The organism is Paraburkholderia sp. 31.1 (genome assembly GCF_014397645.1).
In the GTDB taxonomy this organism is placed as follows: Bacteria; Pseudomonadota; Gammaproteobacteria; order Burkholderiales; family Burkholderiaceae; genus Paraburkholderia; species Paraburkholderia tuberum.
In genome coordinates, this window is sequence record NZ_VZQN01000034.1 from 1 (window position 1) to 13,669 (window position 13,669).

Annotated in this window: 14 protein-coding genes; 2 read left to right on the plus strand and 12 right to left on the minus strand. The window is 64.1% G+C overall.

All coding sequences use genetic code 11. From position 1 onward, the window contains the following. Positions 1 to 444: 444 nt before the first annotated feature. Positions 445 to 2,766 carry a bifunctional diguanylate cyclase/phosphodiesterase gene (locus F6X37_RS24530; protein ID WP_187613082.1) on the plus strand — a complete coding sequence of 774 codons (2,322 nt, stop codon included), beginning with the start codon at positions 445 to 447 and terminating at the stop codon, positions 2,764 to 2,766. 21 nt (positions 2,767 to 2,787) lie between these two features. On the opposite strand, the gene hpaI is transcribed toward F6X37_RS24530, so the two are convergent. From hpaI to F6X37_RS24565, 7 genes are all read right to left on the minus strand, one after another. Next, complete coding sequence (hpaI, locus tag F6X37_RS24535) at positions 2,788 to 3,591, minus strand: 4-hydroxy-2-oxoheptanedioate aldolase (RefSeq protein ID WP_187613083.1); 804 nt, start codon at positions 3,589 to 3,591, stop codon at positions 2,788 to 2,790. Positions 3,592 to 3,601: 10 nt separating this feature from the next. Beyond that, a complete protein-coding gene (gene hpaH, locus F6X37_RS24540; RefSeq protein ID WP_187613084.1) occupies positions 3,602 to 4,405 on the minus strand; it encodes a 2-oxo-hept-4-ene-1,7-dioate hydratase in 804 nt (267 codons plus the stop codon). Positions 4,406 to 4,412: 7 nt separating this feature from the next. Then, complete coding sequence (locus F6X37_RS24545) at positions 4,413 to 4,811, minus strand: 5-carboxymethyl-2-hydroxymuconate Delta-isomerase (protein WP_090806343.1); 399 nt, start codon at positions 4,809 to 4,811, stop codon at positions 4,413 to 4,415. 19 nt (positions 4,812 to 4,830) lie between these two features. Continuing rightward, a complete protein-coding gene (gene hpaD / locus F6X37_RS24550; RefSeq protein ID WP_187613085.1) occupies positions 4,831 to 5,694 on the minus strand; it encodes a 3,4-dihydroxyphenylacetate 2,3-dioxygenase in 864 nt (287 codons plus the stop codon). 82 nt (positions 5,695 to 5,776) lie between these two features. After that, positions 5,777 to 7,234, minus strand: coding sequence for a 5-carboxymethyl-2-hydroxymuconate semialdehyde dehydrogenase (gene hpaE, locus F6X37_RS24555; RefSeq protein WP_187613086.1), 1,458 nt, complete (start codon positions 7,232 to 7,234; stop codon positions 5,777 to 5,779). A gap of 40 nt (positions 7,235 to 7,274) precedes the next feature. Continuing rightward, positions 7,275 to 8,033, minus strand: coding sequence for a fumarylacetoacetate hydrolase family protein (locus F6X37_RS24560; protein ID WP_090806337.1), 759 nt, complete (start codon positions 8,031 to 8,033; stop codon positions 7,275 to 7,277). Further along, a complete protein-coding gene (locus F6X37_RS24565) occupies positions 8,030 to 8,803 on the minus strand; it encodes a fumarylacetoacetate hydrolase family protein (RefSeq protein WP_187613087.1) in 774 nt (257 codons plus the stop codon). The genes F6X37_RS24560 and F6X37_RS24565 overlap by 4 nt, the downstream gene beginning before the upstream one ends. A 191-nt stretch (positions 8,804 to 8,994) precedes the next feature. Between F6X37_RS24565 and hpaR the strand changes: the two genes are divergently transcribed. Beyond that, positions 8,995 to 9,402: a homoprotocatechuate degradation operon regulator HpaR gene (gene hpaR / locus F6X37_RS24570; protein WP_018424961.1), complete on the plus strand. Its 408-nt coding sequence runs from the start codon at positions 8,995 to 8,997 to the stop codon at positions 9,400 to 9,402. Between the two features lie 29 nt (positions 9,403 to 9,431). On the opposite strand, the gene F6X37_RS24575 is transcribed toward hpaR, so the two are convergent. From F6X37_RS24575 to F6X37_RS24595, 5 genes are all read right to left on the minus strand, one after another. Continuing rightward, on the minus strand, positions 9,432 to 9,725 hold the full coding sequence (locus F6X37_RS24575; protein ID WP_184071466.1) for a contact-dependent growth inhibition system immunity protein: 294 nt from the start codon (positions 9,723 to 9,725) through the stop codon (positions 9,432 to 9,434). Positions 9,726 to 9,732: 7 nt separating this feature from the next. Then, on the minus strand, positions 9,733 to 10,569 hold the full coding sequence (locus tag F6X37_RS24580) for an RNase A-like domain-containing protein (RefSeq protein ID WP_187613088.1): 837 nt from the start codon (positions 10,567 to 10,569) through the stop codon (positions 9,733 to 9,735). Between the two features lie 143 nt (positions 10,570 to 10,712). Next, positions 10,713 to 11,861 (minus strand): DSD1 family PLP-dependent enzyme, encoded by a 1,149-nt coding sequence (locus F6X37_RS24585; protein WP_187613089.1) that lies wholly within the window; start codon positions 11,859 to 11,861, stop codon positions 10,713 to 10,715. Positions 11,862 to 11,895: 34 nt separating this feature from the next. After that, positions 11,896 to 12,570: an HAD-IA family hydrolase gene (locus F6X37_RS24590; protein ID WP_187613090.1), complete on the minus strand. Its 675-nt coding sequence runs from the start codon at positions 12,568 to 12,570 to the stop codon at positions 11,896 to 11,898. Positions 12,571 to 12,668: 98 nt separating this feature from the next. Next, entirely contained in the window at positions 12,669 to 13,574 is a 906-nt protein-coding gene (locus tag F6X37_RS24595) for a LysR substrate-binding domain-containing protein (protein ID WP_187613091.1), read from the minus strand. Positions 13,575 to 13,669 lie beyond the last annotated feature (95 nt).

Genomic DNA, 13,669 nt, shown 5'->3' on the forward strand with positions numbered 1-13,669 from the left:
TGGAAGCACGCCAAGCATCACTGGCGCCGCTTCGTCACTTGGACCAAGGAAACCATCGATGCCGAGGTCAAAAAACTGCTCGACGGATTCGGCTCAGATTTTCAAATCAGATTTTCGTGAACACTTATACGGTAATAAGCGCGCAATCGAGCCACATGAATTGCGTAATTTTTGCTGCTTAAAAGAAATTGAAAGGTTAATCTTCGCCTGGCGCGCGAAAAGGCTTGCGGAACCATAGATGTATTAGCCGGCAATCCGGCCTGCTTTGAGCTTTAGTCTTTTAATCATCCATTCGGCGAATGGTGAGTCGCGCGAAAGATCGGCGCGGCGTCGTTCGGCACGCAGGCGCCGAATTTATACGTCGTGTTACGTTAGCCATAAATGTTTATCGAACGTTTGCCGATAACTATTGGCGGAGTGACCGGAAACCCTGATCAACCATCTATGTCTGCCATCCCGACGCAGCACCTGCCCGAGCCAAGCATGCGTGAGCGCTTTCACCGGCGCTCGCTCGACCATCAGCGGCCGCTTTCCCTCGTGACGATGGGCTTCACGGTGGTTGCGTTCCTGTGCATGGTAACGGCGCGCGAACTGGTCGGCGCACCGGCCGGGCCGCTCGCGTACCGGCTGCTATGCGCGCTCCTGCTCGCGCTGCTGGTGCTGGCGATCCCGCGCGCGAAGTCGACGGCGCTGTTCGGCGCGATCGGCGTCGCGTACGAACTGGTGCTGATCGCCGGGCTCGTGCTGAATGCGAAGGGCCTCGCGCATCCGTTGCCGTGGCTATTGCCCGCATTCGTGGTGATACCGATCTGCGCGGCGCCGCTATGGCTCACGCCCGCGCATTTCGTCACCGGCAGCGTGGTCTTCTACGCGGCGGCCATCGCGCTGCTGCGCGGCAAAGCTCATGCGCCCGAGGTCGACGCGGCCGTGTGGACGTGGGTCATCGCGATCGGTGCGCCGACGGCGGTGGTATTCCATTTCGGCTTCTACCGTTTCCGGCGCAATCACTTTCTGCTCGAGAGCCAGCTCGCGCAACTCGCGGCGACCGATCCGCTGACCGGCCTGCAAAATCGTCGCTCGTTCGTCAAGCACGCGGAGGGACGCCTCGAGACGCTGGCGCCAGGGGCGCAGATCAGCGCGATCTTTCTCGACATCGACAGCTTCAAGTCGCTCAACGACCGCTTCGGTCATGCGGTCGGCGACCATGCGCTGTTCCAGGTCGCGCAGGTGCTGAAGGACGCGGTTGCGCTCTACCCAAGCGTGAGCCGCATCGGCGGCGAGGAATTCGCGCTGCTGCTCGACAATGATCTCACCGGCGCGCTGCAGATCGCCGAGCGGCTGCGCCTCGACATCGCCGCGATCGAACGGCCGGACGGCCATCTGACCGCGAGCTTCGGCGTCGCCGAGCATCGGCGCGGCGAAAGCTTCATGATGCTGCTCGATCGCGCGGACGAAGCGTTATTGCGCGCGAAGCAGACGGGGCGCAACCGTGTCTGCGCGGAGCGCGCGCTGCCGTTCGACGCGCTGCAGTCACCGTTCGGCGATCCGAGCGCCGACCCGGCGCGCTACCGCTGGGAAGACTTCTTTCTGATCTCGCACTTTCAGCCGCTCTACAGCCTATCGCATCAGAAGCAGGTCGGCTTCGAGGCGCTGCTGCGCGGAGAGCATGACGACGGCACGCTGGTGCCGCCGGTCGTGATGTTCGCGCCGAAGCCGTCGAGCGACGAAGGCGCGCTCGACCGCGCGAGCCACGCGGTGCATCTCGGCAACGCGCGTCGCGCGCTGCCCGGCGACGCGTGGCTGTTCCTGAACATCCTGCCGTCCACCTTCGTCGCCGAAGGCTACGCCGACCAGTTGACGAAGATCGTGCGCGCCGCGGGGCTCGAACCCGAGCGCGTGATTCTGGAGATTCTCGAATCGCATGGCGGCAGCGTCGACGAGATGTCGCGCGCGGCGGCGCGCTATCGCCAGCACGGCTTCCTGATCGCAGTCGACGACTTCGGCGCGGGCCAGTCGAATCTCGACCGGCTGCTGCGGATCCGGCCGGACCTCGTCAAGCTCGACGGCGAGCTGATCCGCGCGACCACGTACGGCACGCAGCAGCCGATCCTGCCGAAACTCGTGTCGCTGCTGCACCAGGCGGGGATGCTGGTGGTCGTCGAAGGTGTCGAGACGGCCGACGAGCTGATTCTCGCGGTCGAGTCGAATGTCGATTTCGCGCAGGGCTATCTGCTAGGGCGGCCCGCGGCAGAGATCGCGCCGCCCGAGTCGGTGCATCGCCAGATCGACGATGCGTTCGACGTGATCGCGCAGGGCCGTGCGCATCAGCATGCGTTGTTCGAATCCGAAATGGAGCCGTACCGGCTCGAACTGCGGCGCGCGGCCGACGGCTTGCGCGCCGGCGCCATGATGGACGACGCGTTCGCGCTGCTCGCCACCTTCAAGCGTTGCATCAGCTGTTTCATCCTCGACGACACCGGCCGCCAGATCGGTCACGAGGTGCGCGGGCCGGCGTGGTGCGAGGACGCGGCGTCGCTGCAGCCGGTCGCGAATCCGCGCGATGCGCGCTGGGATCATCGGCCGTACTTCCGCAATGCGGTGCTGCTGCCCGGCGAGGCGGTCACCAGTAATCCTTATCTGTCGCTCGCGAGCGGGCGGCCGTGCATCGCAGTGACACTTGCCGTGCAGCTGGCGAGCGGGCGCTGTGTGATGGGGGTCGAGCTGGATTGGTCGGCGCGAGGCTTGCCTTGGCCGGCGGGCGAGTAGGGGAAGTGAAAGGCTTTCGCTTCAATACCCGCCTTTGACCTGCGGCGCGCTCGCCGCCAGGTTCTTGTACGACGCGGCGAGGTCCGCGGCCGCGCGGCTCAGCAAGCCGGTGTCCGTGCCGACCGCGACGAAGGTCGCGCCCGCCGCCAGATATTCGGCCGCCAGCGCGGGATCAGGGGCGAGCACGCCCGCTGCCTTGCCAGCGGTGCGCACGGTGTCGATGCCGTGGCGAATCGCGTCGCGCACGCGGGCGTCGCCCGGCTTGCCGAGCAATCCCATCGACGCACTCAGATCCGACGGCCCGAAAAACACGCCATCGACGCCATCCACATGCGCGATCTCCACGAGATTGTCGAGGCTCTGCACGGTCTCCGCCTGCACGATCACGCACAGTTCGTCGGCGGCGGTGTCCAGATAGTCGGACACGCGATTCCAGCGCGACGCACGCGCGAGCGCGCTGCCGACGCCGCGAATGCCTTGTGGCGGATAACGCGTGGCCGCGACCGCATCGAGCGCTTGCGCGGCCGTGTCGATCATTGGCAGCAGCAGCGTTTGCGCGCCGATGTCGAGCAACTGCTTGATCAGCGCGGCGTCGCTGCGTACCGGCCGCACGACCGGATGCGACGGATACGCGGCGACCGCCTGCAATTGCGACAGCGTGCTGCGTACGTCGTTCGGTGCGTGCTCATTGTCGATCAGTAGCCAGTCGAAGCCGGCGGTGGCGAGCAGCTCGGTCACGTAGGCGTCGGCGAGCGCGGCCCACAGGCCGAACTGCGGTCTGCCTTCGGCGAGCGCGCGCTTGAAGGGGTTGTTCGGCAAGGACATATCGATGCGTTCAGATGAAATTCAAACCAATGCCGCCGAGCGGGCCATAGTCGATGTGGAACGTGTCGCCCGCGCGGGCGGGAATCGGGCTCGTGAACGAGCCGCTCAGGATCACGTCGCCCGCATTCAACGATTCGTCATGCGGAGCAATTTTGTTGGCGAGCCACGCGACGCCGGTGGCCGGATGGTTGAGCACCGCCGCCGCGAGCCCGCTTTCCTCGACCGCGCCGTTCTTGTACAGCAGCGCGCCGACCCAGCGCAGGTCGACGTCGAGCGGACGCACCGGCCGGCCGCCGAGCACGACGCCCGCGTTCGCGGCGAAGTCGGAGATCGTGTCATGGACCCTGCGCGGCGCGCGTGTTTCGCGATCGAACTGCTCGATGCGCGCGTCGATGATTTCGACGGCCGGGCTCACGTACGCGGTCGCGTCGAGCACAGCGAACAGCGTGACGCCGGGGCCCTTCAGCGGTTTGTTCAGCACGAACGCGAGTTCCACTTCGACGCGCGGCGCGATGAAGCGATCCACGCGAATGCCCTGGCCGCTTTCGATGAACATGCTGTCGAGCAGTGGTGCGTAGTCCGGTTCGTCGATCTGCGACGAGCGCTGCATCGCGCGTGACGTCAGGCCGATCTTCCTGCCCTTGATGACGTGGCCTTCGGCGAGTTTCAGCTTGACCCACTCGCGTTGTATCGCGTAGCCGTCCAGTACGGTCATCTCTGGATACTGCGCGGAAAAATGGCGCAGCTGCGTGCGGGTCTTTTCCGCGTGATCGAGTTGCGCGGCGAGGTCGCGAATGGTTTGTTCGTCTAGCATGATGATGTCAGCCCTTGAACCGCGCGTGCAGATTGTTGTGCTTCCACGTGCCCGCTTCGCTGAACTCGTTGATTTCGAGCGACAACGCGAGCCCCTGCCGTTCGAACTCAGTGGCGAAGCGCTGCTTGATCAGCGCGAACAGCGCGTCGCCGGTCGCCTTCTTGACGGCCTCCGGGCGGCCCGCGCCGATCTTCAGATTCGCGTGCAGGAACGCGGCGTCGGGCCGCCCATCGGCGATGCAGTACTGGTCGCAGCGCAGCGCGCGCACGCGGATGCCGCCGAGCGGATAGACGCGCTCGCCGTTATCGCGCTGCGCGTCGAGGCACTGCGCGAGGTCTTTGCATAGTTCGCCGAGGCGTTGCGCGTCCGCGAGGTTGGCGCTGTATTCGAGTGTCAAGTGAGGCATGGCGATTCCTTCGCGAGTGTCAGACGGGTAGCGGCGTGACCGGGAAGATCGCGTTGATCTGGCCGGTGCCCGAACTGCCGAAATAAGGCGTGACGACTTCGACCTTGCCGTCGTAACGATCCCAGCCGAGCGCACCGAGCAGCATCGCGGTATCGTGCATGCCGCCTTCGCCCCAACATTTCTCGTTGTAGAGCGGCAGCATGTCGCAGAAGGTCTTCCAGTCGCCGGCTTCCCACATGCGCACCACGCTGCGATCCATCTGTTCGAGGAACGGGCTCCACACTTTGTGCATGAACTGCTCGGCGGTGCCGTTGTTCGCGAAGTGATGCGACAGCGAGCCGCTCGCGAGAATGGCCACGGTACCGTCGTAGCGTTCTTCGATGGCCTTACGTACCGCGAGGCCGAAACGCGCGCTGGTCGCGAGGTCGTGCCACATGCACCAGCCCGCCACCGACACCGCCTTGAAGTGCTGATCGCCGTTCATATAGCGCATCGGCACCAGCGTGCCGTATTCGAGCTCGAGCGTGGTCTCGCTGTGCGCGCGGCTTTTCACGCCCATTTCGTTGGCGATGTCCGCGATCAGCTGACCGAGCCCGACATTGCCCGGATACGCGTACGGCATGTTCCTGATGAAATGCGGCAGCTCGTTGCTCGTGTACACGCCTTCGAACTTCGGCGCGCAATTGATGTGGTATTCGCTATTCACTAGCCAGTGCACGTCGAACACGACGATCGTATCGACGCCAAGTTCGCGGCAGCGTCGGCCGATTTCATGGTGTCCGTCGATCGCGGCCTGACGGCAACCCTTGTGCGGACCGTCGAGCTCGGATAAATACAACGACGGCACGTGTGTAACTTTTGCTGCCAACGCGAGTTTGCCCATCGCGGTCTCCCGTGTCGAGCGGCGTTAGAGCGTCAGCTCTTACTCCGGTCCCATGCTTTAGCAATTTCGTTTGACGTCGCGATTAAACGCCCCAGCGCGGAATATGATGCGAGCCGAGCGACACGCAGACGTTCTTCGGTTCGAGGAACACTTCGTAGCTCCACGTCCCGCCTTCACGGCCCACACCCGACGCCTTCGTGCCGCCGAACGGCTGACGCAGATCGCGCACGTTCTGGCTGTTCACGAAGCACATGCCGGCTTCGACGGCGGCCGCCACGCGCAACGCGCGGCCCGTGTTCTCGGTCCAGAGATAGCTCGACAGACCATACGAAATATCGTTGGCGAGACGGATCGCCTCGGCTTCATCGTCGAACGGAATCAGGCACGCGACCGGTCCGAAGATCTCTTCCTGCGCGATGCGCATACGGTTGTCGACGTCGACGAACACGGTCGGCGTGACGAAATTGCCGTGACGCAAGGCGTCGGGCAACTCGGGCGTATCGAGCCCGCCGCACGCAAGCGTGGCACCTTCCTTCGGGCCGAGTTCGATATAGCTGCGCACTTTCGCGAGATGCCCCTGGCTGATCATCGGGCCGACGATCGTGCTGTCCGCGAGCGGATCGCCCACCGTCAGACGCTTCGCGCGCTCGACGAAGCGCTCGGCAAACCGCGCGTAAATGGAGCGCTGCACGAGAATGCGCGAGCCCGCGGTGCAGCGCTCGCCATTGTTCGAGAAGATCATGAACACCGCGGCATCGAGCGCGCGTTCGAAGTCGGCGTCGTCGAAGATCATGAACGGCGACTTGCCGCCAAGCTCCATCGAGAACTTCTTCAGGCCCGCGGTCTGCACGATGCGATTGCCGGTCGCGGTCGACCCGGTGAACGACACCGCGCGCACGTCGCGGTGCGCGACGAGTGGCTCGCCCGCTTCCTTGCCATAGCCGTGCACGACGTTCAGCACGCCCGCCGGGATGCCCGCTTCGAGCGCGAGCTTGCCGAGCATCGAAGCGGTCAGCGGCGACAGCTCGCTCATCTTCAGCACAGCGGTGTTGCCGAACGCGAGGCAGGGCGCCACCTTCCAGGTGGCCGTCATGAACGGCACGTTCCACGGCGAGATTAGCGCGCACACGCCGACCGGATGAAACAGCGTGTAGTTCAGATGCGAGTCGGTCGGGTACGTGTGGCCGTCGACGCGCGTGCACATCTCGGCGAAATAGCTGAAGTTGTCGGCCGCGCGCGGCACCAGTTGCTTGCGCGTCTGCGAGATCGTCTGGCCGGTGTCCTTCGTTTCGGTCTCCGAGATTTCCGGCACGTGCTTCGTGATCAGCTCGCCGAGTTTGCGAATCAGCTTCGCGCGTTCCGCGGCGGGTTTCGCGGCCCAGGCGGGGAAGGCGCCTTTGGCCGCTTGCACGGCCGCATCGATCTCCTTCGCACCGCCGCGTGCGACCTCGGCGAGCACTTCCTGGGTGGCCGGATTGACGGTTTCGAAATAGTCGCTCGAGGTGCACGCCTCGCCGTTGATCAGATGGTCGATCGGCATTGCCTTGTCCTTTCGCTGTTCGGTGGATTTTTGCTGTCGATCAGGCGCGGCCGAAGTCCGCGTCCGAGGCGATCGTGTTGACGAGACGGCCGAGGCCGTCGATTTCGCAGACGACTTCGTCGCCCGTGTTGACGTTGACGATGCCTTCGGGCGTGCCGGTCAGGATCACGTCGCCGGGCGCGAGCGTCATGAAGCCGCTCAGGTATTCGATCAGCGCGCGGATGCCCGTGACGAGATCGCGCGTATTGCCGCATTGCTGACGCGTGCCGTTGACGAACGTGCGCAGCTCGAGCTGCGTGACGTCGGCGATGTCGGCGGCGTCGACGAACCAGGGGCCGAGCACCGTGCCGCCGTCGCGATTCTTCACGCGCAGATTCGGGCGATAGTAGTTTTCGAGGTAGTCGCGAATTGCGTAGTCGTTCGCGATCATGTAGCCCGCCACGTGCTGCATGGCGTCTTCACGCGCGACGTTTTGCGCGGTTCGCCCGATCACGACCGCGAGCTCGCACTCGTAGTGCATGAACGTGACATCGGCGGGGCGACGCGTGACGCCGCGATGGCCGAGCACCGTGCCGGGCCCCTTCAGAAACACCAGCGGTTCTTCCTGTTTGCTGAACTGCAATTCCTTCGCGTGCTCGGCGTAGTTCAGGCCGAGCGCGAAGATCGTGCCGACTTCGATCGGCGCAAGCCAGACCACTTCGTCCTCGCGACGCACGCGGCCGTCGGCGAGGCGGACACCCTGCTCGTGCGGATACGCTTCGTGAATGGCTCCCGCATAGGCGACGCGGCCGCGCATCATGACGGTTCTCCGTTGTGTTGATCCATGCCGATGAACGATATGGTCAAGGGCGGCAGCGTGCCGATCGACAGCGTGGCCGTATCGCCGACGTGCGCGACCGGCGAGCCGTGCCGGACGCCGAGCGTGAGGACGTCGCCCGCGTTCAGCGTCATGAAATCGGTGACGTCGGCGAGCAATTGCGCGACGTTGCGCACCGAGGTTGCGGTGCTTGCCGTGAACGGTTCGGCGCGGTTCAGCGAGACGGCGATGTCGAGCCGATCCGGCGCCGCGACGTGGCGCGCGGCGACGAGCGCCGGTCCGATCACGCAGAAGCCGTCGCATGCGCGCAGTCGCACGTTCGGGCGATACACGTTGGTATGCGGCACGCTCAGATCGCCGACCAGCGTATAGCCGGCGATGTAGTCCGCCGCGCGCTCGACGCCGACGCGCGTCGCGGTACGGCCGATCACGATGCCGAGTGACGCGCCGACCTCGACGCCGAGCGTGTTATCCGGCACGACCACGCGCGCCCGATGCCCGGCCAGCGTGTTGCGCGGCTTCAGATACAGAATCGGCGCTTTCGGCGGCGCCTTGTACGGTGCCGCATGCACTGCGTCGCCCAGCGCGTTCAAGGCGGCGCGATCGTTCAGCAAGGCGCCGTACACGGCGCCGCTGACCGGTGCGCGACACGCAACGCCGCGTGCCAGCAACGCGGCCGCGGTGTGCGCGTCCACGTCGCGAGGCAGCGCGTCGCCTTCGGGATGCAGCAGATGATCGGCAAGGGCAAACATAAATGCGCAGCCTCGTGGCGAAAGTTTGGCGAAAACACTAAGATGTTAGTAGTATCCCGCTTGATATCATTGACGGTCAATAGGCTGCCGGTTGATCGCGGGTTTTCCCGTAAGCTTCGACAGCTGTTTTTTTCTGATTCCTTGCCACCATGTCCGCTGCGTCCACCCGAGTTTTGCACCGCAATTTGCCGATGCTGTTGTTACGCGCCCGCGAAAAAATGATGGAGCGTTTTCGTCCGTTGATCACCGCGCATGGACTCACCGAGCAGCAATGGCGAGTGATTCGCGCGCTCAACGAGCACGGCCCGATGGAGCCGCGCCACATCTCCGACATCTGCACGATTTCGAGCCCGAGCATGGCCGGCGTGCTCGCGCGCATGGAGAGCATGGAACTCGTGACGAAAGAACGTTTCGCGGAGGATCAGCGGCGCGTGCTCGTGTCGCTGACCGATACGAGCGTCGAACTGGTGCGCGTGATTTCGAAGGATCTCGAGGCGCACTATCGCGAGCTCGAGCGCAAGGTGGGACCGGAGATCGTCGAGCGCGTGTATCGCGCGGTCGACGATCTGTTGGCGGGGTTGTCGGAAGAGGATGAGTGACCGACGTTTCGCGGCAGGTTTGGGGCTATCTACTCTCTCAGGAGACGCTTCACTTCATCGAGAAATGAGGCGGTCGTGTGACCCCACGGTTCGGGATCAACGTAGAGGCCATAGATTTCCTCAAAATATCCGTCCAGGTTGGCGGAATGGTCGCTTTCAAAACGATCGATTTCATCCACGACTAACTTATGAAGGGTCTTGTCGCTCTCTTTTTTGAAGCACGTGACAATTTCCTGTACGTCGTTGCCCCATAAATCGAAATCTTCATTGAAATAGCCATGAATCAGAAAATCCAGATTCGGGTAAGGTGATTCGTCTTTCACAGTAAGCTCATGGCATCAGGTAGGCGGTCAGGACGTAGTATGGCATGCCGTTATATTCCTTCCGGATCAAGAACATGTGAACCTTGCTCAGATTCACCATCTCCCCCGTCTTGCGAATGACCCCGTACCCTACCTGCCTACCTGCATCGCCCGACAGTTCCAGTCGTATGGAACCGGTATGAGATTGCGCCCACGTCGTTATCCGGGCCGCGTTGTCCTGTATGACCTTGGAAATCGCCCACTCTGCCGTTTGTAGATCAGTGAACGATGAAACAACCCGGCGCTTTGGTTCGCGCGCCAGTCGCTCACGCAACTGTGCTTCAGTCCGCGCCACATGCTTTTCGAATGTATGCCCGCCAAAGCGGCTGCCAGGCTTTGCTTCGTGCTGCATCAGCCTGAACCGGCCCATCGTGATCTCGGACGCCCGTACTGCCTTGATCGATCCGGCCACGCCCACCGAGACTGCTAAATCAAGAAAGAGGCCGATGTTGTTCGCCGCGTCAGGACCCGCCCTCATTGTCTCGGCCAGCTTCGTCGTGCCCAGCTGTGTCAGCGTGGCCGTATCCCGGGCCGTCCAGATTTGACGCAAACCCGCCGACGCCGTATCAGACCCATGTGCGCCGAACACAATACACCCGGCCTTGCTCGCCATGGTCGGTTCTGGCATGACACACAATGCCCCAGCACCGACCATTTCCAGCAAACCGCCGACGAGTTGCAATCCGCCCCATAGCCGGTTAGAAAGCATTTCGGTCTGACTGATCGACTGGCGGGTCAGCACCGCCGCCAGTTGCGGGGCGCTCAGCACGACGCGAACGCCGTCTGGTTCATTCAACTCGGACATGCAAGAATCCTCTGTATTCCTGTGGAGATTCCACGCTAACGGCGGGATTCACGTCCGTCTATGGGCGATGGATGATTCTGCCAGAAGCCGTTGGTTCTCCTTGAGTGTGCCGAGTGCTCCGGGCATGTTTTGAAGCCGCCGACCTACCAGCCGTAAAATCGCTGCCATTCGACGCTGCTGCCGTCCGGCGCAACCGCGTGATACTCGGGGAACTGCGCGCCGGTCGCACAAGCGTGGTTCGGCAGAATGCGCAGTTTCATACCGATCGGAAAGCGCTGCGCGATGTCGTCGGTCTGTGCATCGGCTCGCGCATCGGCCGGAACCGCCGCAAGAATCCCATGCTCCTGATTGGCGCCGCTCACGACATAGTCCGGCAGCAACGTGCCATTGAGCAAACACGGCTGCCCATAGCCGAAATCGTGCGACTGCCGCGACGTACCGCGATCACGGCTTAACGCCATCCAGCCCGCGTCGAGAATCGCCCAGCCTTTGTCTTCCTGATGACCGATCACGGTCGTGAGTACGCTAAGCGCGATGTCGTCGAGCGTGCAAACGCCCACGTTGTGCATGACCAGATCGAACAGCACGTAGACGCCGGCCCGCACCTCGGTGACGCCTTCGAGATGCCGCGCGGCGAGTGCGGTCGGCGTCGAACCGACGCTGACGGCCGGACACGCGATGCCTGCCTCGCGCAACCGTTCGGCGGCGCGCACGCAGCCCGCGCGCTCCTGCTCCGCGAGCGCGGCGAGCGCCTCAGGCGTATTCAACTCGTAGCTCGAACCCGCATGGGTCATCACGCCGCCGACCTTCACGCCGTTCTCGTGCAGAATCCGCCCGACGTCGAGCAGCGTCTGCTGTTCGGGCTGGATGCCCGAGCGATGTCCGTCCGTATCGACCTCGATCCAGACCTCGAACGTTTCGCCGTGCTGGTCGCCGAACGCGGCGATCGCCGTGGCGGCGGTCGGATTGTCGACCACGAGCTTCAGTTCGCAGCCCTGGCGGCGCAGCGCGAGCGCGCGCGGCAGCTTCGACGGAACCATGCTGACGGCGTACAGGATGTCGTCGACGCCGGCCGCGAAGAACGCTTCCGCTTCCTTCAGCGTCGACACCGTAATGCCGCGCGCGCCGGCGGCGATCTGCGCGCGCACGACGTCGATGCACTTGGTGGTCTTCACGTGCGGCCGGAACGCGACGCCGAGCGCATTCATCAGCCCCTGCATCCGCGCGATGTTCTTCTGCATCCGCGCGACGTCGATCAGCGCGGCCGGGGTTTCGATCTGTTCGAGTTTCATGTTTGCACCTGAGGAGCGAGGTGAGGTTGGAGATTCAGTGACGACGATCGCGGCCAAAGCCTGCGAGCCACGGCACCAGCCCATCGAGCGAGGCCGCTTCGACCTCGGGCGCCTGCGCTCCCGTGACGAGCGGCAGGCCGACGTGGTTGTGCCAGTAGGTCCGCAAGCCGACGGCGGCGGTGCCGAACATGTCATAGCTCGAGCCGGCGACGAACGCGGCGCGCCGCGGCTCGACGCCGAGCTTGTCGAGCGCGAGGCGGTACGGTTGCGGGTCCGGCTTGTAGACGCCGGCTTCCTCGGCGGTCACGATCGCGTCCCAGCGCACGGGCAAGAGCGCGGCCGCCTGCGAGCCGAGCCGCGTCGAGCAATTGGTGACGACAGCGAGCTTGCAGTACGGCGCGAGCGCGCGCAACGCACCGAGCGCGCCGGGCCACGGCGTCAGGTTCAGCCAGTTCGCCTCGAGCGCGTTCGCGGCCGATTCGGACAAACCGACTTGCGTGGCGGCCTCGCGCACCAGTTGTTCGTAGGGAACGTAGCGGCCGCAGCCGTATGTCAGACGCAGATAGGCGGCACGCCATGCGCGGCCCGCTTCGTCGGAGCCTGCCGCACGGTTCCATGAGGTCCACGAGTCGAGCAGGGCGGTTAGCAGGTCGAACAGGACCGCGTCGGGGTAGGCGGGGGTGTCGGTGGAATGGGCGGCGGCAGTCATGATTGCATGGGGCCGGCTGTTGAGGATGAGTCAATTATAGGTTTTCGATAGTACTTCAGCGTTCAGATAGATTGACTGTTAGATTCAGATGGACTGAATCACCGCCGCCACGGTGGCAACGGCCTGAAGCGGCCTTGCAGATACTGCATGAAATGGCGCGTGCGCGCGGGCAGTCCCGCCCGCTGATGCGTGAGCGCGATCACGTTCGCGTCCGGCGCTTTCCAGCCCGGCAGCAGACGCACGAGTTTGCCCTTCGCAAGATCCTCGGCGACGTCCCATTCGGAGCGCAGAATCACGCCGCGTCCCTCGCAGGCCCATTGGCGGATCACGTCACCGTCGTTGCAACTCAGATGCGCGGACACGCGCACGCCGCGGCGCGTGCGGCCCTTGCTGAACTGCCACAGTGACACGTCCTCATTGTTTTCGCGCAGCACGATGCACGGCAGCCGGCTCAACGCATCCGGCGATTCGGGCTGGCCGATTCGCCTGACGAGCGCGGGCGCCGCGCAGACCAAGCGCGCGTTCGGCGCGATCGTATAGCCGACCAGGTTCGACGGCGGCAGCTCGCCGATATGCACGACGATATCGAAGCGATCGAGCGTTTCGGTCAAGGGCCGGTCGGACAGCGTCAGCGCGACGTCGATGTCGGGGTTCTGCTGCTGGAACTCGCCGATCAGCGGCGCCAGATGGCGTCGTCCGAAACCGAGCGGCGCATTGATCTTCAGCGTGCCGACGAGGCCGCCGCGGCGCGTTTGCAGATCGTCGAACAACGCGTCGAACCGCTCGATCAGTTCGGCGCCGCGCTCGCACAGCAGCAGCCCTTCGTCGGTGAATTGCAGGCGGCGCGCGCTGCGGTTCACGAGCTGCATGCCGAGCTTCTTTTCGAGTTGCTGCAGGCGCTGCGTGACCGCCGACGGCGACAGCGCGAGTCGGCGCGCGGCGGCGATCAGGCTGCCGCTCGCGCGCAGCGTGAGCAGGAAGCGGATATCGGCCGAATCGTTCATGGGTGCGAGCTGGGTGCAATGGCGGGAGCGCGGAATCTCGCAGCATAATGCGTCCGGATCGATCACAGGGTAAAGTGGCGCTTCCAGCCTATTGA

Coding starts and splice junctions, on each gene's coding strand:
- F6X37_RS24590 (WP_187613090.1), bottom strand. CDS start 12,570: ATGACTGCCGCCGCCCATTCCACCGACACCCCCGCCTACCCCGACGCG.
- F6X37_RS24565 (WP_187613087.1), bottom strand. CDS start 8,803: ATGTTTGCCCTTGCCGATCATCTGCTGCATCCCGAAGGCGACGCGCTG.
- F6X37_RS24545 (WP_090806343.1), bottom strand. CDS start 4,811: ATGCCTCACTTGACACTCGAATACAGCGCCAACCTCGCGGACGCGCAA.
- hpaR (WP_018424961.1), top strand. CDS start 8,995: ATGCTGTTGTTACGCGCCCGCGAAAAAATGATGGAGCGTTTTCGTCCG.
- hpaH (WP_187613084.1), bottom strand. CDS start 4,405: ATGCTAGACGAACAAACCATTCGCGACCTCGCCGCGCAACTCGATCAC.
- F6X37_RS24560 (WP_090806337.1), bottom strand. CDS start 8,033: ATGATGCGCGGCCGCGTCGCCTATGCGGGAGCCATTCACGAAGCGTAT.
- F6X37_RS24580 (WP_187613088.1), bottom strand. CDS start 10,569: ATGTCCGAGTTGAATGAACCAGACGGCGTTCGCGTCGTGCTGAGCGCC.
- hpaD (WP_187613085.1), bottom strand. CDS start 5,694: ATGGGCAAACTCGCGTTGGCAGCAAAAGTTACACACGTGCCGTCGTTG.
- hpaI (WP_187613083.1), bottom strand. CDS start 3,591: ATGTCCTTGCCGAACAACCCCTTCAAGCGCGCGCTCGCCGAAGGCAGA.
- F6X37_RS24530 (WP_187613082.1), top strand. CDS start 445: ATGTCTGCCATCCCGACGCAGCACCTGCCCGAGCCAAGCATGCGTGAG.
- hpaE (WP_187613086.1), bottom strand. CDS start 7,234: ATGCCGATCGACCATCTGATCAACGGCGAGGCGTGCACCTCGAGCGAC.
- F6X37_RS24595 (WP_187613091.1), bottom strand. CDS start 13,574: ATGAACGATTCGGCCGATATCCGCTTCCTGCTCACGCTGCGCGCGAGC.
- F6X37_RS24585 (WP_187613089.1), bottom strand. CDS start 11,861: ATGAAACTCGAACAGATCGAAACCCCGGCCGCGCTGATCGACGTCGCG.